The following is a 23316-nucleotide window of genomic DNA, read 5'->3' as shown; positions in this document are numbered from 1 at the left end:
CGGTTACGCCGCCTTCTGCGCGCTCTTGGCGCGAATGCCGAGCAAATGGCTGATCGCGAACACGAGATCGGCGCGGTTCATGGTGTAGAAATGGAAGGTGTCGACGCCGTGCTTGGCGAGCTTGTGCACCTGGCCGGCGGCGACCGTCGCTGCGACGAGCTTGCGCGTTTCCGGATCGTCGTCGAGCCCGTCGAACTTCTCCGCGAGCCAGTTCGGCACGCTGGTGCCGGCGCGGGTAACGAAATTGCGGGCCTGCTTGAAATTGTGCATGGGCATGATGCCCGGCACGATCGGAATCTCGATGCCGCGAGCGCGGACGCGGTCGAGATAGCGGAAGTAGAGGTCGTTATCGAAGAACACCTGCGTGATCGCGCGCGTCGCGCCCGCATCGACCTTGGCCTTCAGCGTGTCGATGTCGGCGTCGAAGTCACGCGCTTCGGGGTGCTTCTCGGGATAGGCCGAGACTGAAACCTCGATATCGGCATGGCGCTTCTTGATGCCGGCAACGAGCTCGGCCGAACTCTGGTATCCGTCGGGATGGGTGGAGTAGGGCGTACCGATGCCGCCGGGCGGGTCACCGCGCAGGCCGACGATGTGGCGGACGCCGACCTCGTGGTAGCGGTCGACGATCTCGTCGATCTCGCCGCGCGAGGCGCCGACGCAGGTGAGGTGCGCGGCCGGCAACAGCGACGTCTCCTTCAGGATGCGGGCGATGGTGGCGTGGGTGCGCTCACGGGTCGAGCCGCCCGCGCCATAGGTCACCGAGACGAATTTCGGCTCGAGCAGGGCGAGGCGATTGATGGTCTCCCACAGGTTCTTCTCCATCTCCTCGGTCTTGGGCGGAAAGAACTCGAAGGAGATCGCCGGACGCTTGGCGAGGTGCCCGTCTTGCCCATTGTCTTGCCCGTTACGGGCAGGCGTCGTCGGCTCGGTCATGGCACCACTCACTCCAGATCTCTTCGCACCTGCGGCAGATTTAGCTTGGGAAGCGCTAAGATAGGCCAAACGGGATCTTCTCGACAGCCCATCGGTGATGGGAAATCGCCCACTATTGCTCACTGAACCGACATTTTTGTGCCAAAGCCAATTGAGGTGGGAAGTCGGTAAAATTTATAAATGCACACGCTTTCAACGAGTTATATGATGTTTAAGATTTTCAAATCTTGATAAGCTCGGTGGGCAGTGTGAATCGTTGATGATTGAGGCTTGCGATATCCCACCGGCTTCGAGCAAATCCCCCCGGCCGTCTCGCCCTAGCACACGTCAGCTCTGCTCCTGCCGGCCATTGCCGCCCCGCCGCTGCGCACTACTTTGAACCGGCCATGATTCCGCTCTCCGTCCTCGATCTCTCCGTCGTCACGTCCGGCACGAAGCCGGCAGCGGCGCTGCGCAACAGCATCGATCTCGCGCGCCATGTCGATCAGCTCGGCTATGTCCGCTACTGGCTCGCCGAGCACCACAACCTTGCTTCCGTCGCGAGCCCCGCGCCTGACGTCATGATCGGGCAGATCGCGGCGGTGACGAAGAACATCCGTGTCGGCTCCGGCGGCGTGATGCTGCCCAATCATGCACCGCTGGTGGTCGCCGAACGTTTCAAGATGCTGGAGGCGCTGTTTCCCGGCCGCATCGATCTCGGCCTGGGCCGCGCGCCCGGCACCGATGGCGCCACGGCGTACGCGCTCAGGAGCCGGCTCGACCGCCGCGAGGGCGACGATTTCCTGGAGCGGCTGCATGAATTGATCCTGTGGGAGACGCGCGAATTCCCCTCAGGCCATCCGTACAACAACGTCGTGGCAATGCCCGACGACACGCCCCTGCCGCCGATCTGGCTGCTCGGCTCCAGCGATTATTCGTCGGAATTGGCAGCCCAGGTCGGCATGGGCTTCGCCTTCGCGCATCATTTTGCGAGCCATGATGCGATCGACGCGATGGTGCACTATCGCAACCGTTTCCAGCCGTCGGCCTGGCGCGCGACGCCGCACGCGATTCTCGCGGTGGCAGTCGTCACGGCGGATACCGACGAGGAGGCGGAAAAGCTCGCCTCGTCCTTCGACCTCAATCGCCTGCGCCGCGACCGCGGCCAATATCTGCCGCTGCCGAGCGTGGAGGAGGCGCTTGCCTATCCCTATACGGACGCCGATCGTGCCTCGATCGCCCGCAACCGCTCGCGCCTCTTCGTCGGGAGCCCCGCGACGGTGCAGCAGAAGCTGAAGCCGCTGCTCGACGCGAGCAAGCCGGACGAGCTGATGGTCATGACGGCCGTGTATGACCACGAGGCGCGGAAGAAGTCGTATTCGCTGCTGGCTGATGCGTTCGGGCTAGTGAAGGGAGAGGCGGCGTAGAAGCTATCGTGCCCCGGACGCAGCGCGGCACGGAGTGATGCGCTGCTGAGCCGGGGCCCATCGTGGCCCCTGGGTCCCGGCTCGCGCTTCGCGCGTCCGGGACACGATAGCTACTCCATCTTCTCGCTGAACGTCGCCCGGAACGGATGCCCCGGATACACGCCGACGATGCGGAATTCGCGCGAGAAGAATTTCAACTCCTCGAGCGCGAAGGCAAGGCCCTTGTCGTCGGGATGGCCGTCGACATCGGCGTAGAACTGCGTGGCGAAGAAATTGCCGTCAACCATGTAGCTTTCGAGCTTGGTCATGTTGACGCCATTGGTGGCAAAGCCGCCGAGCGCCTTGTAGAGCGCCGCCGGCAGGTTGCGCACCCGGAATACAAAAGAGGTGACCAGCGGGCCCGAACCCTGCTCGGCCCATTTCGCCTCGCGCGCCAGCACGACGAAGCGCGTGGTGTTGTGGGCCTCGTCCTCGATGTCCTCGGCCAGAATGTCGAGGCCGTAGATCTTTGCGGCAAGCCGCGAGGCGATCGCGGCGACGCTTTTATCCTTGCGCTCGGAAATATCGCGCGCGCTGCCCGCGGTATCGGCCGCCACGATCGGCTTGACGCCGAGCTTGCGGATCATGCGGCGGCACTGGCCGAGCGCGTGCACATGGCTCTCGACGCTCTTGATGTCTTCGAGCCTGGTGCCCTTCACCGCCATCAATTGATGCTGGATCGGCAGGAACCACTCGCCGATGATGAAGAGGCCGGAGGCCGGCAGCAAATGATGGATGTCGGCGACGCGTCCCGCGACCGAGTTCTCGATCGGGATCATGCCGAGATCGGCCTCGCCCGAGGAGATCGCCGACAGCGCATCCTCGAAGGTCGCGCACGGCATCGGCTCGGCGTCGGGATAGGCCTCGTCGATGGCGATGTGGGAATTGGCCCCAGGCTCGCCCTGGAATGCGATTTTCATCTTGCTCATGTCGGGCCTTGTAACAGCGGCTCAGGATTTGGAAAGGATGCTGCGGGCGGTCTCTAAGTCCGCCGCAGTGTCGACGCCGCGGGGGACGGTATCGACGATGGTGAAGTCGATGCGCATGCCGGCCTCCAGCGCCCGGAGCTGCTCCAGCTTCTCCTGCAATTCCAGCGGCGAGGGCGGCAGCGACACGAACCGCTCCAGCGCCGCGCGGCGATAGGCGTAGAGGCCGATATGGTGGTAACGCGGTCCCTCCCCGGTAGGGGCGGTCGCGCGGGTAAAATATAGCGCGCGCATGCGCCGCCCGCCGAGCGAGGTTCCCACCGCCTTCACCACGCTCGGGGCGAGATCCTCCTCCTCGGTGTGGATCTGCGAGGCCAGCGTCGCGATATCGACGGCGGGGTCAGCCAGCGGAGGCAGCACGTCGCGGATGTTGGCGGTCGAGATGGTCGGGAAATCGCCCTGGAGATTGACCACGATTTCGGCTTTGCCTTCGGGATCGAGCTTCTGCATGGCCTCGTGGATGCGGTCCGACCCCGACGGATGCTCAGGGCGGGTCATTACGGCGACGCCGCCATGCGCGGTGACGACGTCGGCGATCTCCTGGGTGTCGGTTGCGACCGCAACCCGCCCGATCGCGGCCTCTTCGGCCCGCCGCAGCACATGCACGATCATCGGCTGTCCGGCGATGTCCTTCAGCGGCTTACCGGGCAGGCGGGTAGCCGCCATGCGGGCCGGGATCAGCACTAAAATGCGGGGATCGGTCATGGGGTCAAGGGCCTGGAAACGGGGCGTTTTCCGCACCGGGAAATCGGGTGGGGATGGGAGGAAAGCGGGGCCGTTTATACGGGTTGCCAGACCACGGGCAAACCGATATCTCAATGTCAAAACTCGGGGGAACGATAAGGAACATTTGATTCTCCCGAGGCACGTCCTGGCGGCCGCTTGGGGCCGCTTTATCCTTCTTGCGGTGTGGGGCCTGGCCGGAAATGGACTCTTTCGAACTCAACAAGATCCTCGGTGCGATCCTCGGCACCTGCCTCGTCGTCCTGGTGACAAGCTTCACCGCCCAGGCGCTGTTCGCTGCGAAACCGCCGGAGAAGCCCGGTTTTGAGATCGCCGTGAAGGAAGAGGCTGGCCATGGCGCTGAGGGCGGCGCTGCCGCGGCGCCGTCCGAGCCAATCGAGAAGCTGCTCCAGACCGCCTCTGTCGAGAAGGGAGCCTCGGCCGCCAAGAAGTGCGGCGCCTGCCACACCTTCGAGAAGGGCGGCCCGAATCGCGTCGGCCCGAACCTCTTCGGCATCGTCGGCCGCGCCCGCGCGTCCGAGGCCGGCTTCAACTACTCCGCCGCCATGAAGGCCAAGGGCGGCGAGTGGACCATCGACGATCTCAACAAGTTCATCACCAATCCGAAGGGCTTTATCTCGGGCACCGCGATGGGCTTCGCCGGCATTCCGAAGGACTCCGAGCGCGCCGACGTCATTGCCTATCTGAACAGCCTGGCCGATAGCCCGAAGCCGCTGCCGACCGCGGCGAAGTAAGATCGCCAAAATAATTATGCCGACCTGCGGCCAGGCTCGAAAAGCCTGGCCGTTTCCTTATCTACCGCTAGGCCGCCTCGCAGCGTTGTTATCGGGGCGTTTCGCCGCAGTGAACCGTCCCCTCGGGCTTCCAAGATGAGGAAAAAGCAACACAATCGGTCGAAACCTTGCCGTATATTGGGGCCTTAAAGGGGTAACCTCCTTCCAGACAGGGACGTTCATTTGGCCATTACCCGACGCGATCTTCTGCTAGCCGGCGGTGCGACTGCTGCGCTCCCCGTCCTCGGTTCCGCCGCAGGTGTTCCGATTGTCAGGGCCGCCGAGGCGCAATCGGCCAGTGAGCTGCCCTGGCGCCACGGTCTCTCCCTGTTTGGCGACATCAAATATCCGGCAGACTTCAAGCGCTTCGACTACGTCAATCCGGACGCGCCGAAGGGCGGCGTCGCGCGCATGATCTCGATCGGCACCTTCGACAATTTCAACATTGCGGTCGCCGGCATCAAAGGCGTGATCGCGCCAGCTGCCGGCCTGATCCATGAAACCCTGATGACGCGCGCGCAGGACGAGGTGGCGACCCAGTACGGTGAGCTTGCCGAAACTGCCCAGCATCCGGGCGATTTTTCCTGGGTGATCTATCGTCTGCGCATGGAAGCCCGCTGGCACGACGGCAAGCCGGTGACGCCTGAGGATGTCATCTTCTCGCTGGAGACTTTGAAGAAGCAGAGCCCGATGTACGGGTCTTACTACCGGCACGTGGTGAAGGCCGAGAAGGTCGGCGAGCGCGACGTGAAGTTCACCTTTGACGGTCCCGGCAACAGGGAACTGCCCACCATCGTCGGCGAGCTCACGGTGCTGCCGAAGCATTGGTGGGAAGGTACCGACGCGCAGGGACGGAAGCGAGACGTCGGCGCGACGACGCTCGAGATTCCGCTCGGCTCAGGTCCATACCGGATCAAGGAATTCGTGGCGGGACGCTCGATCAAGCTCGAACGGGTCAAGGACCATTGGGGCGCGAACTTGCCGAGCCAGATCGGGCAGAACAATTTCGACGAGCTGCGCTTCGAGTTCTTCCGCGACAACATCGTCGCGCTGGAAGCCTTCAAGGCCGATCAGGCCGACTGGATCGCGGAGAATTCCGCCAAGCAATGGGCGACCGCCTACGATTTTCCGGCGGTCACCGAGAAGCGGGTGGTCAAGGAAGAATTTCCGATCAACGACTCCGGCCGCATGCAGGCCTTCGTGGTCAACAGCAGGCGCGACCAGTTCAAAGACGCGCGGGTGCGGCGGGCCTTCAACTATGCTTTCGACTTCGAGGAGATGAACAAGCAGCTCTTCTTCGGTCAGTACAAGCGCATCAACAGCTATTTCGAAGGCACCGAGCTCGCCGCGACGGGCCTGCCTCAGGGTGAGGAATTGCAGATCCTCGAGACCGTGAAGGACAAGGTGCCGCCGGAAGTCTTCACCACGCCTTACCAGAATCCGGTCGGCGGCAATCCGGAAGCGGTGCGCGCCAATTTACGCGAAGCGGCAAAGCTGCTGAAAGAGGCGGGCTTCGAGGTACGCGACCACAAGCTGGTCGACGCCTCGGGCAAGGTTCTGACGGTCGAGATCCTGGTACAGGATCCCTCGTCCGAGCGTATCGCGCTGTTCTACAAGCCGTCGCTGGAGCGGATCGGCGTCAATACGTCGGTTCGTACGGTCGACGACGCGCAGTACCAGAACCGGCTGCGCAGCTTCGATTTCGACATGATCATCGATCAGTGGGGCGAGTCGCTCTCGCCCGGCAACGAGCAGCGCGAGTTCTGGGGATCGCAGACGGCCGACGTGCCGGGGGCGCGCAACACCATCGGCATCAAGAACCCGGCCGTGGATGCATTGATTGAGAAAGTGATCTTCGCCAAGGACCGCGCCGGTCTCGTCGCCGCAACGCGTGCGCTCGATCGCGTGCTGCTGTGGAATTTCTACGTCGTGCCCCAGTTTACCTATCCATTCTCGCGCTACGCCCGATGGGACCGCTTCAGCCATGCCGAGCCGCTGCCGAAATATGGCAGGTCAGGCCTGCCGACGCTATGGTGGTACGACGCCGAGAAGGCCGCCCGAATCGGAAAACGCTCTTGAGAAAGCTTTCGCGCATGGCGCAGCTTTCACGCCGGCATGTGCTCGTCTTCGGTGCAGGCGGCGCCTTGAGCGCATCGCTGGGCCCGTCCTGGCTGCGCGGCGCGGCTGCATCCGAAATGCCGGCCGAGGTGCACGGCATATCGGCGTTCGGCGATCTCAAATATCCGGCCGACTTCCACCATTTCGACTACGTCAATGTCGAGGCACCGAAGGGAGGCACGTTCTCGCTGATCCCGTCGGCGCGCGCCTACAATCAATCCTTCTTCACGTTCAGCTCGCTCAATGCCTTCATCCTCAAGGGCGAGGGTGCGCAGGGCATGGATCTGACCTTCGTCTCGCTGATGGCGCATGCCGGCGATGAGCCGGATGCGATGTACGGCTATGCCGCCAAATCGGTGCAGATCTCCCCAGACAAGCTCGCCTACCGCTTCACGATTCGGCCCGAGGCGCGGTTTCACGACGGCTCGAAGTTGACCGCGCATGATGTCGCTTTCTCCATCAATACGCTGAAGGAGAAGGGCCATCCGTTGGTCCAGTTGCAGATGCGCGACGTCAAGGGCGCCGGGGCGCTCGATGACGCCACCGTGGTGGTGAATTTCGCCGAGAAGCGCGCGCGCGACGTGCCGCTCTATGCGGCTGGCTTGCCGATCTTCTCGAAGGCCTATTACGCGACGAGGCCGTTCGAGGAATCGACGACGGATGTCCCGCTGGGGTCGGGCCCGTACAAGGTCGGGAAGTTCGAAATCAATCGCTACATCGAGTTCGAGCGGGTGAAGGACTGGTGGGCTGCCGACCTGCCGGTCTGTCGCGGCAGCAACAATTTCGACGTGATCCGCTACGAGTACTACCGCGATCGCGACGTCGCGTTCGAGGGCTTTACCGGCAAGAATTACCTCTATCGCGAGGAATTCACCTCGCGCATCTGGGCGACGCGCTACGATTTTCCGGCCATCAAGGACGGCCGCGTCAAGCGCGAACAGGTGCCGGACCGAACGCCTTCGGGCGGCCAGGGCTGGTTCATCAACACCCGCCGCGACAAGTTCAAGGACGTGAAAGTCCGCGACGCCATGAATTGCGCGTTTGACTTCGAGTGGACCAACAAGACCATCATGTACGGCGCCTATGCGCGCACAATCTCGCCGTTCCAGAACTCCGACCTCGTTGCCGAAGGTCCTCCCTCGCCCGAGGAATTGAAGCTGCTCGAGCCCTATCGCGGCCAGGTCCCCGACGAGGTGTTCGGCGAGCCCTATGTGCCGCCGGTGACGGACGGCTCAGGCCAGGACCGCACGCTGTTGCGCAAGGCGCAGCAGTTGCTCCAGGAGTCAAAGATACCCGTCAAGGACGGTAAGCGCCTGCTGCCGAATGGCGACGTCTTTACCATCGAATTCCTGATCGACGAGCCGTCGTTCCAGCCGCATCACGCGTCCTTCATCAAAAACCTGAACACGCTCGGGATCGAGGCAAGTCTGCGCGTCGTCGATGCCGTCCAGCATCGTGCGCGGGTCGAAGCGTTCGATTTCGACGTCGCGATCGAGCGCATCAGCATGACGCCGACACCCGGTGACAGCCTGCGGACCTACTTCACTTCGCAGGCCGCAGCCACGAAAGGATCCCATAATCTGGCCGGCGTCACCAATCCTGCGATCGACGCGTTGGTGGAGAAAGCGATGGCGGCCGAGACGCGCAAGGATCTGACGGTCGCATGCCGCGCGATCGATCGCGTCTTTCGCGCCGGGCGCTATTGGGTGCCGCAATGGAACAACACCAGCCACCGGCTGGCCTATTGGGACATGTTCGATCACCCGAAGGATTTGCCCCGCTACCAGTTGAGTGACTATTCCAGCGACGTCGGCGAGCGGACCCTGTGGTGGTTCGACGCCGCCAAGGCCGCCAAGCTCGATCAGGCGAAGTAGCTCATGAGCGCCTATATCGCCCGCCGCATTCTCCTGATGATCCCGACGCTGCTCGGGATCCTCTTCATTTCCTTCGTCGTCGTGCAATTCGCGCCGGGCGGTCCGGTCGAGCGTGTGATCGCGCAGCTCTCTGGCGCCGACACCGGCGGCACCTCGCGCATCTCGGGCGGCGGCGACTTCGCCCAGCGTGCGCCGGGACAGGTCGGCGCCGGCGCCGACGCGGTCAACTCGAAATACCGCGGCGCGCAGGGGCTCGATCCCGAGTTCATCAAGAAGCTGGAGCAGCAGTTCGGCTTCGACAAGCCTGCGCCCGAGCGATTCCTGCTGATGGTGTGGAATTTCGCGCGGTTCGATTTCGGCATGAGCTATTTCCGCACCGTCAGCGTCATTCAGCTCATCAAGGAGAAACTGCCGGTCTCGATCTCGCTCGGCATCTGGCTGACGCTGATCACGTACCTGATCTCCATACCGCTCGGCATTCGCAAGGCGGTCAACGACGGCGCGCGGTTCGATACCTGGACCTCGGCGGTCATCGTGCTCGGCTACGCGATTCCCGGCTTCCTGTTCGCGATCCTCCTGATCATCCTGTTCGCCGGCGGCTCGTTCTTCAACTGGTTCCCGCTGCGCGGGCTGACATCCGACGGCTGGTCGCAATTCCCCTGGTACTGGAAGATCCTCGATTATTTCTGGCACCTGACCTTGCCGCTGATCTCGATGGCGCTCGGTGCCTTTGCGACCATGACGTTCCTCACCAAGAACTCGTTCATGGACGAGATCCGCAAGCAATACGTCATGACTGCGCGGGCCAAGGGCTGTAGCGAGCGCCAGGTGCTCTACGGCCACATCTTCCGCAACGCCATGCTGATCGTGATCGCGGGTTTCCCTGGCGCCTTCATCAGCGCCTTCTTCTCAGGTTCGCTTCTTATCGAGACGATCTTCTCGCTGGACGGGCTCGGGCTGCTCGGTTTCGAGAGCGTTCTCAACCGCGACTATCCCGTCGTGTTCGGCACGCTCTACATCTTTTCGCTGATGGGTCTCGTGGTCAATCTGATCTCCGATTTGACCTATATGTGGATCGATCCCCGGATCGATTTCGAGGCGCGGGAGGTCTGATGTCGGTTACCGCGCCCACACCAATCAAGACCAAGACCAAATTGCCGGTCGGCGAGGTGACGCCGGCGCCGCACAAGGCGTTCGCCCCGTCGCCGCTCAACAAGCGGCGCTGGCAGAATTTCAAGGCCAACCGCCGCGGCTACTGGTCGTTCTGGATCTTCATGGTCCTGTTCCTGGTCTCGCTGTTCGCCGAACTGATCGCGAACGACCGTCCCTTCATGATCAAGTTCGACGGTCGTCTCTACTGGCCGGCCTTCGTCACCTATTCGGAGACCACCTTCGGCGGCGATTTCGAGACCGCGGCCGACTACCGCGATCCCTACTTGCAGAAGCTGATCAAGGACAAGGGCGGCGTGATCGTCTGGCCGCTCATCCGCTATTCCTACGACACGCACAATCTCGACCTGCCGACGCCCGCGCCGTCGCCGCCGACCTGGATGCTGACGGAGGCGCAATGCAAGCCGGTGGTGGAGAAGAAGGGCCTGAAGAGCTGCCGTGATCTCGAATACAACTGGCTCGGCACCGACGACCAGGGCCGCGACGTGGTCGCGCGGCTGATCTACGGCTTCCGCATCTCGGTGCTGTTCGGCCTGACGCTGACCATCGTCTCCTCCGTCATCGGCATCATCGCCGGCGGCGTGCAGGGCTATTTCGGCGGCTGGATCGATCTGTTCTTCCAGCGCTTCATCGAGATCTGGAACGCCATACCCTATCTCTATCTGCTGCTCATCATATCGGCGGTGCTCCCGCCGGGCTTCTTCATCCTGCTCGGCATCATGGTGCTGTTTCACTGGGTGGCGCTGGTCGGCCTCGTGCGCGCGGAATTCTTGCGCGGGCGCAATTTCGAATACATCCAGGCGGCGCGGGCGCTCGGGGTGTCCAATGCCGTGATCATGTTCCGCCACCTGCTGCCGAACGCCATGGTGGCGACGATGACGTTCCTGCCGTTCATCGTCTCATCGTCGGTGATGACGCTGACGGCCCTCGACTTCCTGGGCTTCGGTCTGCCGCCCGGCTCGCCGTCGCTCGGCGAGATGTTGGCGCAGGCCAAGGCCAACGTGCAGGCGCCGTGGCTCGGCTTCTCCGGCTTCTTTGCCGTCGCGATCATGCTGTCGCTCCTGATCTTCACTGGCGAAGCGGTGCGCGACGCCTTCGATCCGCGCAAGACGTTCAGGTAAGCCATGGATGCGATCAACCAGCCCCTGCTCAGCGTGCGCGACCTCTCGGTGGCCTTCCACCAGGGCGCGGGTACGACGCTCGCCGTCGACAAGGTGTCGTTCCAGATCAAGCGCGGCGAATGCGTGGCGCTGGTCGGCGAATCCGGCTCCGGCAAGTCGGTCAGCGCGCTCTCGGTCATGAAGCTCCTGCCTTATCCGAACGCCTCGCATCCCTCGGGAAGCATCCGCTTCAAGGGGCGTGAGATCCTGAACCTTTCGGAGCGGGAGATGCGCGCCGTCCGCGGCAGCGACATCTCGATCATCTTCCAGGAGCCGATGACCTCGCTCAATCCGCTGCACACGATCGAGGCGCAGATCGGCGAGATCATCCAGCTCCACAATCCGACCAGCAATGCGCTGGCGCGCAAGCGGACGCTGGAGCTGCTCACCCAGGTCGGTATCCCCGAGCCCGAGACGCGGCTCGCGAGCTATCCGCACCAGCTCTCCGGCGGTCAGCGCCAGCGCGTGATGATCGCGATGGCGCTCGCCAACGAGCCCGATCTGTTGATTGCGGACGAGCCGACCACGGCGCTCGACGTCACCGTGCAGGCGCAGATCCTGGCGCTGCTTGCCGAGATACGCTCGCGTCTCGGCATGAGCCTGCTGTTCATCACCCACGATCTCGGCATCGTGCGCCGTATCGCCGACACTGTCTGCGTCATGAAGAGCGGCAAGATCGTCGAGCAGGGGCCGGTTGAGCAGGTCTTCAAGGCGCCGAAACATCCCTATACGCGTGACCTGCTCGCGGCTGAGCCGAAGCCGGACCCCGCGCCGCCCCAGCCGAACGCGCCCATCGTGATGTCGGCGGACGCGCTGAAGGTCTGGTTCCCGATCAAGCGCGGTTTCCTGCGCAAGACGGTCGGTCACATCAAGGCGGTCGACGGCGTCAATGTCGCGGTGCGCAAGGGCGAGACGCTCGGCGTCGTCGGCGAGTCCGGCTCCGGCAAGACCACGCTCGGGCTGGCGTTATTGCGGCTGATCTCGTCGAACGGCCGCATCGTCTTCCTGGGGAAAGACATCCAGGGCCTGCGCTTCAAGGAGATGCGCCCGTTCCGGCGCGACATGCAGATCGTATTCCAGGATCCGTTCGGCTCGCTCAGTCCACGCATGTCGGTCGCCGATATCGTCGGCGAGGGCCTCTCGGTGCATCAGCCAAACCTGTCGCGCGAGGACCGTGAGGCGCGCGTCATCAAGGCGCTGGAGGATGTCGGCCTCAATCCGGAGACGCGCTTCCGCTATCCGCACGAATTCTCCGGCGGCCAGCGCCAGCGCATCAGCATTGCGCGCGCGATCGTGCTCGAGCCCGATTTCGTCGTGCTGGACGAGCCGACCAGCGCGCTCGACATGCTGTTCCAGGCGCAGATGGTCGATCTCCTGCGCGAGTTGCAGCGCAAGCGCGATCTCACCTACATGTTCATCTCGCACGACCTGCGCGTCGTGGCCTCGCTCGCCAGCCATTTGATCGTGATGCGCGGCGGCAAGGTGGTCGAGGAAGGGCAGGCGGCGGAGCTCTTCAAGAGTCCGAAGACCGACTACACGCGCGCGCTGTTCGCGGCCGCGTTCCGGCTGGAGACGGCGGGGAATGGATCGGTGGCGACGTAGTTGCCGTCATTCCGAGGCGATGCGAAGCATCGAACCTGGAATCTCGAGATTCCCCAATGCGCAATTGCGCATTGGGGTTCACGCTTCGTGTGCCCCGGAATGACGATCAGGGGTTAGAGCCGCTTGATCGCGACGATCTCGCTGCCGGCCTGCTTGATCCGCGCAATCGCGTCATTCGTGTTCTCGATTTCGGTCGCCATGTGATGCGCGTTGGCGTGCACTATCGTATGGGCATCGCGCACGATCGCGACATGGCCCTTCCAGAAGATCAGATCGCCGCGTTGCAGCTTGGTCCTCTCATGCTGCTCCAAGCTTCGCCCAAGGCCGGCCAGTTGCATGTCGCTGTCGCGCGGGCAGCCGATGCCGGCGGCGGTCAGCGAAACCTGGACCAGGCCGGAGCAATCGATGCCAAGTGAGCTCTTGCCGCCCCAGAGATAGGGCGTGCCGACGAAACGCTCGGCTACGGTGACGAAATCCGACTCGCGATGGTCGAGGTTGGCCAGATGTGTCTTGGGCAGATATTGGCCCGCATGCGTGATGGCAAAGCTGCCATCCTCGCGCGTCACCGCGACCTTCGATCCCATCACCAGCGCGTCTGATGGCGGAAGCTTGATCGACGGGCCCGGAAACGCAAGGGTCCGGAGCGCGCTGACCTTGTGTGTCGGCGCAGCCGCGGGCTTGGCGAGCGCCGCATCGGGAAGCCAGCCGACATAGCCGTCGCTCACGAGCTGGCCCCAGGCCCAGCCTTCGCCGTTGCGATCGTAGATCGTGACGCGCTCGCCGCGCAGTGCCTCGGTCATCAGCATCGCGTTCGACGACGGCTGTTCACGCAGCGGCGCGATGGCCTCGATCACCTCGAACTCTTCGCCCTCGACGAAGCGATCCGCCTCGACCTGGCCTTCGAGATATTTCGCGGCGATGTCGCCGCGTGCCGGCGTCACCCGCTTATCATGCATAGCGTTCGCTCAGCAGTAGGTAGAGTGCGCGCGCGGCCTGGCATTCGCCGCCCTCGGGGCGCGCGGGTTTTGCCGACGGTGTCCACGCGTAGATGTCGACATGCAGCCAGCTCTTCGCCTGCTCGACGAAACGCTGCAGGAACAAGGCGCATGTGATCGAGCCGGCAAAGGTGCCCGACGGCGCGTTGGTGATATTGGCCGTCTTGGAGTCCAGCCAGGAATCGTAAGCCGGCCATAGCGGCATCCGCCACAACGGATCGTTCTCCCTCACGGCGCAGCGCGCGACGTCGGCGGCAAGCGTCTCATCATTGGTGTAAAAGGGCGGTAAATCCGGCCCCAGCGCAACGCGTGCCGCGCCGGTCAGCGTGCCCAGATCGATCAGCAGATCGGGCTTTTCCTCGTCCGCCAGCGCCAGTGCGTCGGCCAGCACCAGCCGGCCTTCGGCGTCAGTATTGCCGATCTCGACCGTGATCCCCTTGCGCGAGGGAAAGATGTCGAGCGGCCGGAAGGCGTTGCCGGCGACCGCGTTCTCCACGGCGGGGATCAATACGCGCAGCCGCACCTTGAGCTTGGCGCCCATTACCATGCGCGCGAGCGCCAGCACGTTGGCCGCACCGCCCATGTCCTTCTTCATGATCAGCATGCCGCTCGACGGCTTCAGGTCGAGCCCGCCGGTGTCGAAGCAGACGCCCTTGCCAACCAGCGTGACCTTGGGATGCGCAGGGTTACCCCAGGCGATGTCGATCAGGCGCGGCGCGCGGGTCGAAGCCATGCCGACGGCATGGATCAGCGGAAAATTCTGCGCCTTCAATTCGTCGCCGACGATGCAGCCAAAGCTTGCGCCGAACTCGGCGGCGAGCGCCTTTGCGGTCGCAGCGAGCTCCTCCGGCCCCATGTCGTTGGCGGGGGTATTGACGAGATCGCGCGCCAGATACGCGGCATCCGCGATCCGCGCAACTTCAGCAATGTCGACACCGTCGGGCGGCACCAGCCTGACGTCGGGCGCATCCGCCTTGCGGTAGCGGGCAAAGCGGTAGCTGCCGAGCGCGAAGGCGAGGGCGGCTAGGCGCGCATCATGCGGCGCATTGGCGAAACGGTAGATGCCCGGCGGCAGCAGGCCCGGCAGGCTGCCTGCCCGGAACAGGTCGCGCGATCGTGCGGCCTCGTCCTCGAGGCCGAACAGCACTCCTGCGACCGCGCCGTCCGGCGCCGGCAAAGCGAGATATGCGCCCGGCTTGCCAGCAAAGCCATTGGCCGTTGCGAACTGGCGTTGCGGCGGCGACAGCGTCTCGGCGACCTGGTCCCAGCTCGATTGGGTCACGAAGGTGATGGGAATGGCGGCAGACGACGTCTCGAATACGGAAGGCATTGGCGGGGCCGCCCCAAGATGGTTCAGATGATGAAAAGAGACTTCGCAGAGTTTCGTGGCACCTGCAATCGGCTTTGCCGCCAGCCGGCGCGCTCGCGAGCTGCTACTCGGCTTGCCGTCACCATGCTAGGTTCCGGCAAAACTCGTCCGCGGCGCCAGTGCCGCGGGTCCAAGGGCGGGTCCAAGGGCGGGTCCAAGAGCGGGTTCAAGACAAGCCGTGCCGGGAGGGAATGCAATGGAATTTCTTTGGAGCGTGGTCGCGTTTTTCGGCCAGGCCATCGAGGCGGTCTTCGCCTATGTCGAGCATCATCACTGGATCTTTGCGTTCCTCGCCGGCGGCTACGTCTTCTATCTCCACGACCGCGCGGTCCATGCGCGCTTCGACGCGCTCGACAAGCGCATCGACGAGGTGAGGAAGCGGCTGGCCATGGAATATTGAGCCGCGCCTGGCGACACCATTGGCGATCTGATCGCGCAGCTCGCAGGAAGAGCTGACACCAAATCCCGGGACTGACCTCGACCGACCGCCGCCAGCCGGCGCGCTACCCCGTGCTGCGGTTCCGTTAACCGGCCGTTAGGGTTAACAGTCTATTGCTGGCGCGTTCGGCTCGATCAATCGGCTCGAGAGTCAAAAGCGTCATGCGTCAGCGGTTTTGTGTTGCCCGGCTTCTTGCGTCCAGTTCGCTGGTGGCGGTCTTGGCCGCAAGCCTTGGCGGCTGCCAGACCATGGCCGACATCACGGGCTCGGTGACGCCGCGCGCGGAAGCCGCAGCGCCCGCAGATCCTGCCCGCGCCGCCGACGTCTATGGTGAACGCTACCGCGCCAATCCCAAAGATCCCGACGCCGCGCTTGTCTATGGCCAGGCGTTGCGCGCCAACGGCCAGCGGGCGCAGGCCGCCGCCGTGCTGGAGCAGGCAACCATCGCCCATCCCGGCAACAAGTCGCTTCTGGCGCTCTATGGTCGCGCACTCGCCGACAACGGCAATTTCCAGCAGGCCTTCGACGTGCTGTCGAAGGCGCACTCGCCCGACAACCCGGACTGGCGCCTGCTCTCGGTGCAGGGCACCTGCCTCGACCAGATGGGCAAGCACGAGGAGGCGCGCCGCTACTATGTCAGCGCGCTGAAAATCACGCCCGGTGATCCCGGCGTCCTGTCCAATCTCGGCCTGTCCTACATGCTCACGAAGGAACTGCCGCGGGCGGAAGAGACGCTCCGGCAGGCCTATGCCTCGCCACGCGCCAACGCGCGGGTGCGGCAGAATCTTGCGCTGGTGGTCGGCTTGCAGGGACGCTTCGCGGAGGCCGAGACCATCGTCAAGGCCGACCTGCCGCCGGACGAAGCCGCGGCGAACGTCGCCTACCTCAAGGAAATGCTGAACCGCAACGACACGCCGCGCAGCCCGGCCAAGCGTATGCCGGTGCCGGTCGCTTCCCTCAGCCAATCCGAATAGCTGGCTAGAACAAGACGAGTTTCTGGCGCGAGCCGGAGGCGCGGTTCACCTCTCCCGTAGGGAGAGGTCGGATCGCATCTTTGGATGCGATCCGGGTGAGGGGGTAAGGCCTGCGCCGAACGCTGCGGCCCCTCGGAGGTGAACCTTTGCAACCGCTCGCGCTTGATCTCATCGCGCTCTACGGTCAGTGCAGCTCGGAGACCTTGATGCCGGTCGGTCCGAGAATGACGACGAACAGCACCGGCAGGAAGAACAGGATCATCGGCACGGTCAGCTTCGGCGGCAGTGCGGCGGCCTTCTTCTCGGCCTCGTTCATGCGCATGTCGCGGTTTTCCTGCGCCATCACGCGCAAGGAATGGCCGAGCGGGGTGCCGTAGCGCTCCGCCTGCTGGAGCGCGAGACAGACCGATTTGACGCCTTCGAGGCCGGTACGCCGCGCCAGGTTCTCATAGGCCACCTTGCGGTCCTGCAAGTAGGACAGCTCGGCCGTGGTCAACGTGAACTCCTCAGACAGCGCGATCGACTGGCCGACGATCTCGGTCGCGACTTTCCGGAACGCCATCTCGACCGACATGCCCGACTCGATACAGATCAGCAGCAGGTCGAGCGCGTCGGGGAAGGCGCGTTTGATCGATAGCTGGCGTTTGGAGATCGCGTTCTTCAGGAACAGCATCGGCGCCTGGAGGCCGAGATAGGCGGCGCCGACGCAAATGCCGATCTTGATCGGCAGCGACTGCTGCATATGCGCGATCAGGAACACGTAGAGCATGGCGCCGACGAACAGCACGAGCGGCGTCACCATGCGGGCGAACAGGAAGGTGATGTAAGGCGCCTGGCCGCGATAGCCTGCCATCACGAGCTTTTCGCGCGCGGCCTCCTGCGCCAGCCATTTGGTGAGGTTGAAGTCCTCGACCACCTTGGAGACGAGCTGCTTCGGCGTCTGGCGCAGCGAAACCTTCTCGGTCTTGGCGAGCCGGTCGCGCTCGCGCTGCCGGATGCGCTCGCGCTCGCTTGCCACCGCCTTCATGCGCTTGGCAAGGCCTTCGCCGGCGAACAACGGCATCACCAGCGTGTAGACGGTGGCGCTGGCGGCGATCGCCGCTAGCAGCATCGTCATGAAGTGAACGTCGTGCAGTTTCGTGACGAGGAGATCGACCATACTGGCACCGTCAGAAATCGAAGTTGATCATTTTCTTCATCACCATGATGCCGATCGACATCCAGACGACGCAGCCGACCAGCATGAGCTGGCCGGTGGGATGGGTCCACAGCAGCGAGATGTATTGCGGGGTCGTGAGATAGACCAGGAACATCACGATCGGCGGCAGCGAGCCGATGATGCCGGCCGAGGCCTTGGCCTCCATCGACATCGCCTGGATCTTTTCCTTCATCTTCTTGCGGTCGCGCAGCACCTTCGAGAGGTTGCCGAGTGCCTCGGAGAGGTTGCCGCCGGACTTCTGCTGGATCGACACGACGATGCCGAAGAAGTTCGCCTCCGGCAACGGCATGCGCTCATAGAGACGCGAGCAGGCCTCGCCCAGCGGCATGCCGATCGCCTGGGTCTCGATGATGGCAAGGAATTCGCTGCGCAGCGGCTCCGGCGAATCCGCTGCGACGACCTTGATCGATTCGAACAGCGGCAGGCCGGCCTTGATGCCGCGGACGATGACGTCGACGGCGTCGGGGAGCGCTGCCAGGAACTTGTTCTCGCGGCGCTTCTTCAGGAAGCTCAGCATCCAGCGCGGCAGGCCGAGGCCGCCGGCGAAGCCAAGGCCCGCGGCCCCCAGCAGCCCGCCGCCGGCGAACATGGCGAGGAAGAAGAACGCGCCGCCGAGCGCGGCGGAGACGATCCAGAATTTCTGCGGCGTCCAGTCGAGCCCGGCCTGCGAGAGCCGCACGCTGAGCGGAACGCTCTTCTCCTGCAGGCGCCGCGCCTCGAGATCCTTGAGCGTGGTCTCGACCTGCTCGCGGCGCGAGCGCTGCGTCTTCTCGGCCTGCCGGGCGGCGACGGGTTCGGCGCGCCCGATTGAGGCGCGGCGGCTCTCCGCCTTCCGTTCGCCGGACAACAACGGATAGAGGAAAACCCAGGCGACGCCGCCGACCGCGGCGGTGGCGAGAAAGGAGAGGGCGAGGACCTGCATCTTCATGGTGCGTTACTGCTCACGTCTGCGCTGCCACTTCCGCCGCATCGAGCGCGGCGGCAAGGCGCTTCTCCTCGCCGTAGTAGCGGGCGCGCTCCCAGAAGCGGGGGCGGCCGATGCCGGTCGAGCGATGCCGTCCGATGATCTTGCCGTTGGCGTCCTCACCGACGAGGTCATAGAGGAAGATGTCCTGGGTGATGATGGTGTCCCCTTCCATGCCCATCACCTCGGTGATGTGGGTGATCCGGCGCGAACCGTCGCGCAGGCGGGCGGCCTGGATGATGACGTCGATGGAGGCGCAGATCATCTCGCGGATAGTGCGCGAGGGCAGGGAGAAGCCGCCCATCGTGATCATGGATTCGCAGCGCGACAGCGCCTCGCGTGGGTTGTTGGCGTGCAGCGTTCCCATCGAGCCGTCATGGCCGGTGTTCATGGCCTGCAACAGGTCGAAGGCTTCGGGTCCGCGGACCTCGCCGACGATGATGCGTTCGGGGCGCATACGCAGGCAGTTGCGCACCAATTCGCGCATCGTGACCTGGCCTTCACCCTCGATGTTGGGCGGGCGGGTTTCCAGCCGCACCACGTGAGGCTGCTGGAGCTGCAGTTCGGCCGCGTCCTCGCAGGTGATGACGCGCTCGTCGTGCTCGATGTAGTTTGTCATGCAGTTGAGGAGCGTCGTCTTGCCCGAACCGGTACCGCCGGAGATCAGCACGTTGCAGCGGCAGCGGCCGATGATCTGGAGGATCTCGGCGCCTTCAGGGGTGATCGCGCCGAACTTGACGAGCTGATCCAGCGTCAGCTTGTCCTTCCTGAACTTGCGGATGGTGAGTGCGGGGCCGTCGATCGAGAGCGGCGGCACGATGGCGTTGACGCGGGAGCCGTCGGCGAGACGGGCGTCGCAGATCGGCGAGGATTCGTCGACGCGCCGGCCGACCTGGCTGACGATGCGCTGGCAGATGTTGAGGAGCTGCTGGTTGTCGCGAAAGCGGATGCCGGTGCGCTGGATCTTGCCGCCGACTTCGATGAACACCGTGTTGGCGCCGTTGACCATGATGTCGGCGATGTCATCGCGCGACAGCAGCGGCTCGAGCGGGCCATAACCGAGCACGTCGTTGCAGATGTCGTCGAGCAGCTCCTCCTGCTCGGCAATCGACATCACGATGTTCTTGATCGCGATGATCTCGTTGACGATGTCGCGGATTTCCTCGCGCGCGGACTCGGAATCTAGCTTGGCGAGCTGGGCGAGGTCGATCGCCTCGATCAGGGCGCCGAAGATCGTCGCCTTGACCTCGTAGTAATTGTCCGAGCGGCGGCTCTCCATGGGCGGAGGCGGCGGGGCCTTGATCGGCGCCAGCGGCGGTGAGGCGATGGCCGGGGGCGGCGGCGCGCGCGAAACACTTGGCGCCGGGGCCTGGGCAGGCTCTGGCGACACGGCGCCGGGCTTGGGGGCCCGAAAGTCGGTGTCTGTTCCGCTACGCTTACCGAACACTTAACAACTCCATGCGGCGGCTATTTTCCGCGCAACTTCTCAATCAGGGGTGAAAGGAACGACGACTTTTGCTTCTTGGTCTCGCTACGGCCGGTCAGGCGCTGGGCGATCTGGAGGAACATGTCGATCGTCTTATGGTTGGCCGAGATTTCCGCGATCATCTGGCCGTTATTGGCCGCGGAGCCGAAAGTCTGGGGCTCGAACGGAATCGAGGCGATCGGCTGGCTCTCGATCGCCTTGGCGAACTCGGTGGCGGCGATTTCGGGGCGCTTGGGGACGCCGACCTGGTTCAGGCAGTACAGTGGCGGCCGGTCGTTCGGCCGGGCCGCTTTCAAGAGGTCGAACAGGTTCTTGGTGTTGCGCAGGTTCGCAAGGTCGGGGGCGGCCACGATCAGGATGTCGTCCGCCCCGATCAGGGCGCGCTTGGTCCAGCCCGTCCATTGGTGCGGGATGTCGAGTACGATGCAGGGCATGGTCGAGCGCAGCGTGTCGAACACGGCGTCAAAGGCGTCGGTGCCGAAATCATAGACCCGGTCGAGCGTGGCCGGCGCGGCCAGCAGGCTCAGATGGTCGGTGCATTTCGACAGCAGACGGTCGACGAAGGCCGTATCGATACGGTCCGGCGAGAACACGGCGTCGGCGATGCCCTGCGGCGGATCCTGATTGTAGTCGAGCCCGGCGGTGCCGAAGGCGAGGTCGAGATCGGCGACCACCGCGTCCATGGCGAGGTCGCGCGCGATCGCCCAGGCGACGTTGTGGCTGATGGTGGAAGCACCGACGCCGCCCTTGGCGCCGACGACTGCAATGATGCGGCCGACCGCCTTGGCTTCCGGCGCAGAGAACAGATTGCAGATCGATCGCACCACGTCGATCGGGCCAACAGGTGCCAGCACATAGTCGCTGACGCCGCGGCGTACGAGCTCGCGATACAGCATGACGTCGTTGATGCGGCCGATCACGACGACGCGGGTGCCGGCATCGCAGACGGTGGCGAGCTGGTCGAGCCCGCCGAGCAGGTCGGCCCGCCCGTCGCTCTCCAGGACGATCACGTTCGGTGTGGGGGCGGAGCGATAGGCTTCGGCCGCGGCCGCGATGCCGCCCATCTGGATCTTCAGATGAGCCTTGCCGAGGCGGCGGTCCTCGCCGGCCGACTGCACGGCGGCGGCGGTCTCCACGGTCTCGCAGAACGCCTGGACCGAGACGCGCGGGGCAGGTGCAATATGCTCCTCTGCCGGCGGCGGCGCGCCCTGCGGCTGTTCTTCCTGAGTCTGGCGAGCGTAGCTGATCATTTGCCGGTGTCGCTGAGTTTGGCCTTCTCGGCCTCGGGATAAACGGTCGCCGTCGTCTGACCCTTGCGATATTTCTCGAAGGCTTCACTGCGGCGCATGGTGTAGGCCGGCGTTTCAGGCCGCGGCTGCTCGAGGTCCGACGGATTGTCGATCATTGCGGCCATGTTGCGCTGATAGCTGCAGCCGAAATTGTAATAGGACTTGTTCTCGAACCATCGCGGGTTCTTCGAGGAGGGACCGATATCCTCCGGCCACAGCCCGCAGGGACCCGCGACCGCGGCGATCCTGGAATAGGTCAGGCGGATCGGCGGCAGGAAGCGCGGGTCTTCGGGGCGATAGCGGCGCACGAGGACGCCGCGCGGCGGCACGCCGGCGGCGGCCAGCATGGCCTGGATTTCCCGCAGCGATTCCGCAGCCGGGCGCGCATTGGGTGTGTCGGTCGGCACGTCGATATGGATCGCGCCGGTGCCCTCATGTGTCCAGGTCGAAGCCAGACCCATGACGTCGGCGCGCTGGGCTGCGGTCAGGCCGCCGCGCGCGTGACCGACGAAGACGACGATGGAGCGGTTCTGCTCCTCGATCGCGATCGGGTGGCGCTGCTTGAAATCGTCGGGAATGGAAGCGGTGACCGCCTCATCGGTATGAGTGCAGGCGCCGAGCGCGATCGCAATGCCGACGAGCGCGCCGCTGACGCGAAGGGCGCTGTTGCGATTCTGGGGTGATCTGGTGGCCATTCTCGAAGTCCCCGTTCCGCCTCAGTCCGTGATGAAGCCGTAGGTGCCGCGGTAATTCCGCGCGGGATCGACCCGGCCCGGCACGCCATAGATGCGATTGATGTTGCCAAGCAGCTCGGCCTGCGGATCGGAAGGCGCGGCAAAGCCGTCATCTGGACGCGACAGGTCCTTCTGCGCGACGGCGCGCACGATATAGGGCGTCACCAGGACCATCAGCTCGGTCTGGTTGTTGACGTAATCGCGGCTGCGGAACAGCGTGCCGAGCACCGGAAGCTGCATCAGCCCGGGCAAGCCGCTGACCGCTTGCTTGGTCTGCTCCTGGATCAGGCCCGCCATCGCCATCGCGCCGCCGGAGGGAATTTCCAGCGTGGTCTCTGCCCGCCGGGTCCTGATCGAGGGCACCGTCAGCGAGTTCGTCGTGTTCGTGCCGACCGACTGCGATAGCGTGATCGAATTGTCGTTGGACAGCTCCGAGACCTCGGTCATGACGCGCAGGCTGATCTTGCCCTCGGTCAGCACCAGCGGGGTGAAGTTGAGCGAGATGCCGAACTTCTTGAAGCTGATCTGGTTGGTACAGACGTGTGTCGTCGGATCGCAGGCATAGCCCGCCGGCACCGGGAATTCGCCGCCGGCGATGAAGGTCGCCGATTCGCCCGAGATCGCGGTCAGGTTGGGCTCGGCGAGCGTACGGATCACGCCCGCGGTTTCCATCGCGCGCAGGGTGGCTTGCACCGATGGGGCCCCGCCGAACTTTGTCGTCAGGCTGTTGCCGTCGACAAGATTGCGACCAAGAGCCGTGAACGGGTTGGCGTTGGTGAAGTTCACCACCGCGGTGCCGTAGGCGAGATTGGCGGACAGGTCGATGCCGAGCTGCTTGACGATGTTGCGCGCGACTTCGGCGACCGTCACCTTCAGCATGACCTGGTCGCGGCCGCGGACCACGATGGAGTTCACCACCTTGTCGGCGCCGCCGGCAAGACGCGTGGCGAGGTCGTTGGCCTGCTGGGCCTCGATCGGGGTGGCCGCCGTGCCGGTCAGGATGACGTTCTCGCCGAGACCGTCGATCTGGATGTCCGAG

20 protein-coding genes are annotated in these 23316 nt (G+C 64.3%); 9 read left to right on the top strand and 11 right to left on the bottom strand.

Annotated elements, in window-relative coordinates:
* Positions 1–3: 3 nt before the first annotated feature.
* Positions 4–936 (bottom strand): methylenetetrahydrofolate reductase [NAD(P)H], encoded by a 933-nt coding sequence (metF, locus tag Q2941_RS39095; protein WP_458195821.1) that lies wholly within the window; start codon positions 934–936, stop codon positions 4–6.
* Between the two features lie 386 nt (positions 937–1322).
* On the opposite strand from metF, the gene Q2941_RS39090 reads away from it, so the two are divergent.
* Positions 1323–2342: an LLM class flavin-dependent oxidoreductase gene (locus Q2941_RS39090; RefSeq protein WP_458195820.1), complete on the top strand. Its 1020-nt coding sequence runs from the start codon at positions 1323–1325 to the stop codon at positions 2340–2342.
* A 110-nt stretch (positions 2343–2452) separates the two neighbouring features.
* Here the strand turns inward: Q2941_RS39090 and Q2941_RS39085 are convergent, their stop codons facing one another.
* Both Q2941_RS39085 and Q2941_RS39080 read right to left on the bottom strand, forming a co-directional pair.
* Complete coding sequence (locus Q2941_RS39085; protein ID WP_027521669.1) at positions 2453–3310, bottom strand: prephenate dehydratase; 858 nt, start codon at positions 3308–3310, stop codon at positions 2453–2455.
* Positions 3311–3331: 21 nt separating this feature from the next.
* Positions 3332–4072, bottom strand: coding sequence for a 3-deoxy-manno-octulosonate cytidylyltransferase (locus Q2941_RS39080; protein ID WP_254109149.1), 741 nt, complete (start codon positions 4070–4072; stop codon positions 3332–3334).
* A gap of 221 nt (positions 4073–4293) precedes the next feature.
* On the opposite strand from Q2941_RS39080, the gene Q2941_RS39075 reads away from it, so the two are divergent.
* From Q2941_RS39075 to Q2941_RS39050, 6 genes are all read left to right on the top strand, one after another.
* Positions 4294–4845 (top strand): c-type cytochrome, encoded by a 552-nt coding sequence (locus Q2941_RS39075; protein ID WP_254109148.1) that lies wholly within the window; start codon positions 4294–4296, stop codon positions 4843–4845.
* A 222-nt stretch (positions 4846–5067) separates the two neighbouring features.
* Positions 5068–6963 carry an extracellular solute-binding protein gene (locus Q2941_RS39070; RefSeq protein ID WP_458195819.1) on the top strand — a complete coding sequence of 632 codons (1896 nt, stop codon included), beginning with the start codon at positions 5068–5070 and terminating at the stop codon, positions 6961–6963.
* Positions 6964–6977: 14 nt separating this feature from the next.
* On the top strand, positions 6978–8876 hold the full coding sequence (locus tag Q2941_RS39065; protein ID WP_458195828.1) for an extracellular solute-binding protein: 1899 nt from the start codon (positions 6978–6980) through the stop codon (positions 8874–8876).
* A gap of 3 nt (positions 8877–8879) precedes the next feature.
* Positions 8880–9989 (top strand): microcin C ABC transporter permease YejB, encoded by a 1110-nt coding sequence (locus Q2941_RS39060; RefSeq protein WP_458195818.1) that lies wholly within the window; start codon positions 8880–8882, stop codon positions 9987–9989.
* Positions 9989–11167 (top strand): ABC transporter permease, encoded by a 1179-nt coding sequence (locus Q2941_RS39055; protein WP_458195817.1) that lies wholly within the window; start codon positions 9989–9991, stop codon positions 11165–11167. The genes Q2941_RS39060 and Q2941_RS39055 overlap by 1 nt, the downstream gene beginning before the upstream one ends.
* Before the next feature lie 3 nt (positions 11168–11170).
* Positions 11171–12808, top strand: coding sequence for an ABC transporter ATP-binding protein (locus tag Q2941_RS39050; RefSeq protein ID WP_254109144.1), 1638 nt, complete (start codon positions 11171–11173; stop codon positions 12806–12808).
* A 113-nt stretch (positions 12809–12921) separates the two neighbouring features.
* On the opposite strand, the gene Q2941_RS39045 is transcribed toward Q2941_RS39050, so the two are convergent.
* Complete coding sequence (locus tag Q2941_RS39045; RefSeq protein ID WP_027521677.1) at positions 12922–13764, bottom strand: C40 family peptidase; 843 nt, start codon at positions 13762–13764, stop codon at positions 12922–12924.
* Entirely contained in the window at positions 13757–15133 is a 1377-nt protein-coding gene (locus tag Q2941_RS39040; RefSeq protein ID WP_254109142.1) for a leucyl aminopeptidase family protein, read from the bottom strand. The genes Q2941_RS39045 and Q2941_RS39040 overlap by 8 nt, the downstream gene beginning before the upstream one ends.
* A gap of 235 nt (positions 15134–15368) precedes the next feature.
* Here Q2941_RS39040 and Q2941_RS39035 point away from each other — a divergent pair, with 235 nt between their 5' ends.
* Both Q2941_RS39035 and Q2941_RS39030 read left to right on the top strand, forming a co-directional pair.
* Positions 15369–15572: a hypothetical protein gene (locus Q2941_RS39035; RefSeq protein ID WP_027521679.1), complete on the top strand. Its 204-nt coding sequence runs from the start codon at positions 15369–15371 to the stop codon at positions 15570–15572.
* A 200-nt stretch (positions 15573–15772) separates the two neighbouring features.
* On the top strand, positions 15773–16585 hold the full coding sequence (locus Q2941_RS39030) for a tetratricopeptide repeat protein (protein WP_254109141.1): 813 nt from the start codon (positions 15773–15775) through the stop codon (positions 16583–16585).
* Positions 16586–16769: 184 nt separating this feature from the next.
* Here the strand turns inward: Q2941_RS39030 and Q2941_RS39025 are convergent, their stop codons facing one another.
* From Q2941_RS39025 to Q2941_RS39000, 6 genes are all read right to left on the bottom strand, one after another.
* Complete coding sequence (locus Q2941_RS39025; RefSeq protein WP_254109140.1) at positions 16770–17744, bottom strand: type II secretion system F family protein; 975 nt, start codon at positions 17742–17744, stop codon at positions 16770–16772.
* Between the two features lie 10 nt (positions 17745–17754).
* The gene (locus tag Q2941_RS39020; RefSeq protein WP_254109139.1) at positions 17755–18732 is read right to left on the bottom strand and encodes a type II secretion system F family protein; all 978 of its coding nucleotides are present in this window, start codon (positions 18730–18732) and stop codon (positions 17755–17757) included.
* A 13-nt stretch (positions 18733–18745) separates the two neighbouring features.
* Positions 18746–20215, bottom strand: a complete 1470-nt coding sequence (locus Q2941_RS39015) for a TadA family conjugal transfer-associated ATPase (RefSeq protein WP_027521683.1) — start codon at positions 20213–20215, stop codon at positions 18746–18748.
* A 20-nt stretch (positions 20216–20235) separates the two neighbouring features.
* Positions 20236–21504, bottom strand: a complete 1269-nt coding sequence (locus Q2941_RS39010; protein ID WP_027521684.1) for a CpaE/TadZ family protein — start codon at positions 21502–21504, stop codon at positions 20236–20238.
* Positions 21501–22238 (bottom strand): CpaD family pilus assembly protein, encoded by a 738-nt coding sequence (locus Q2941_RS39005; protein WP_254109138.1) that lies wholly within the window; start codon positions 22236–22238, stop codon positions 21501–21503. The genes Q2941_RS39010 and Q2941_RS39005 overlap by 4 nt, the downstream gene beginning before the upstream one ends.
* Positions 22239–22259: 21 nt before the next feature.
* A partial coding sequence (locus Q2941_RS39000) for a type II and III secretion system protein family protein (RefSeq protein WP_458195816.1) occupies positions 22260–23316 on the bottom strand: 1057 nt, incomplete at its 5' end.

Source organism: Bradyrhizobium sp. UFLA05-153 (assembly GCF_054185185.1).
Note: the sequence above shows the minus strand (reverse complement) of the source record. Positions and strands in the feature narration are given on the sequence as shown.

Bases quoted from the DNA above. Each gene is read 5' to 3' on its own strand.
- metF (WP_458195821.1), bottom strand. From the start codon at position 936: ATGACCGAGCCGACGACGCCTGCCCGTAACGGGCAAGACAATGGGCAA.
- Q2941_RS39090 (WP_458195820.1), top strand. From the start codon at position 1,323: ATGATTCCGCTCTCCGTCCTCGATCTCTCCGTCGTCACGTCCGGCACG.
- Q2941_RS39085 (WP_027521669.1), bottom strand. From the start codon at position 3,310: ATGAGCAAGATGAAAATCGCATTCCAGGGCGAGCCTGGGGCCAATTCC.
- Q2941_RS39080 (WP_254109149.1), bottom strand. From the start codon at position 4,072: ATGACCGATCCCCGCATTTTAGTGCTGATCCCGGCCCGCATGGCGGCT.
- Q2941_RS39075 (WP_254109148.1), top strand. From the start codon at position 4,294: ATGGACTCTTTCGAACTCAACAAGATCCTCGGTGCGATCCTCGGCACC.
- Q2941_RS39065 (WP_458195828.1), top strand. From the start codon at position 6,978: ATGGCGCAGCTTTCACGCCGGCATGTGCTCGTCTTCGGTGCAGGCGGC.
- Q2941_RS39060 (WP_458195818.1), top strand. From the start codon at position 8,880: ATGAGCGCCTATATCGCCCGCCGCATTCTCCTGATGATCCCGACGCTG.
- Q2941_RS39055 (WP_458195817.1), top strand. From the start codon at position 9,989: ATGTCGGTTACCGCGCCCACACCAATCAAGACCAAGACCAAATTGCCG.
- Q2941_RS39050 (WP_254109144.1), top strand. From the start codon at position 11,171: ATGGATGCGATCAACCAGCCCCTGCTCAGCGTGCGCGACCTCTCGGTG.
- Q2941_RS39045 (WP_027521677.1), bottom strand. From the start codon at position 13,764: ATGCATGATAAGCGGGTGACGCCGGCACGCGGCGACATCGCCGCGAAA.
- Q2941_RS39040 (WP_254109142.1), bottom strand. From the start codon at position 15,133: ATGCCTTCCGTATTCGAGACGTCGTCTGCCGCCATTCCCATCACCTTC.
- Q2941_RS39035 (WP_027521679.1), top strand. From the start codon at position 15,369: ATGGAATTTCTTTGGAGCGTGGTCGCGTTTTTCGGCCAGGCCATCGAG.
- Q2941_RS39030 (WP_254109141.1), top strand. From the start codon at position 15,773: ATGCGTCAGCGGTTTTGTGTTGCCCGGCTTCTTGCGTCCAGTTCGCTG.
- Q2941_RS39025 (WP_254109140.1), bottom strand. From the start codon at position 17,744: ATGGTCGATCTCCTCGTCACGAAACTGCACGACGTTCACTTCATGACG.
- Q2941_RS39020 (WP_254109139.1), bottom strand. From the start codon at position 18,732: ATGAAGATGCAGGTCCTCGCCCTCTCCTTTCTCGCCACCGCCGCGGTC.
- Q2941_RS39010 (WP_027521684.1), bottom strand. From the start codon at position 21,504: ATGATCAGCTACGCTCGCCAGACTCAGGAAGAACAGCCGCAGGGCGCG.
- Q2941_RS39005 (WP_254109138.1), bottom strand. From the start codon at position 22,238: ATGGCCACCAGATCACCCCAGAATCGCAACAGCGCCCTTCGCGTCAGC.